We start from the raw sequence: 621 nt of genomic DNA, 5'->3' as shown, positions 1-621 counted from the left end.
ACTCGGACGTCGTGTGCCCGTGGTGCTACATCGGCAAGCGCCGGTTCGAGAAGGCCCTGGCGGCGTTCCCCGGAGCGGCGGACGTCGAGGTCGTCTACCGCCCGTTCCAGCTCAACCCCGACGCCTCCGAGGCCGGCGAGCCGTCCGCCCAGGTCTACGAGCGCAAGTTCGGCCGCCCGGCGCAGAGCATCTTCGCCCCGCTGACCGAGGCGGCCGCCGCCGAAGGCATCACCTTCCGGATGGACGACGCGGTGGCCACCAACACCTTCACCGCGCACCGCCTCATCGGGTTCGCCGGACGCCACGGCCGGCGGGAGCAGAGCGCCGTGAAGGAAGGCCTGCTCGCCCACTACTTCACCGACGGCGGCCACCTCGGCGACCACGCGGCCCTCACCGACATCGCCGTCGCGGCCGGGCTGGACCGGGCCGAGGTCACGGCCTTCCTCGCCTCGCAGGACGGCGTCGAGGAGGTCCACGCCGAGCTCGCCGAGGCCGCCCGGCTGGGCATCACCTCGGTCCCGACCTTCGTCTTCGACGGGAAGACGGCCGTGTCCGGGGCCCAGAGCCCGGAACTGCTGCTCGAAGTCATGACCCGGATCGCCGCAGACACCGCGACCACCC

1 protein-coding gene is annotated in these 621 nt (G+C 72.6%); it reads left to right on the top strand.

Going from position 1 to position 621, the window contains the following annotated elements:
* On the top strand, window positions 1–621 hold a 621-nt coding region (locus AA75_RS06260; RefSeq protein WP_149037973.1), incomplete at both ends, for a DsbA family oxidoreductase.

The organism is Kitasatospora sp. MBT63, assembly GCF_000710465.2.
GTDB lineage: Bacteria > Actinomycetota > Actinomycetes > Streptomycetales > Streptomycetaceae > Kitasatospora.
Note: the sequence above shows the minus strand (reverse complement) of the source record. Positions and strands in the feature narration are given on the sequence as shown.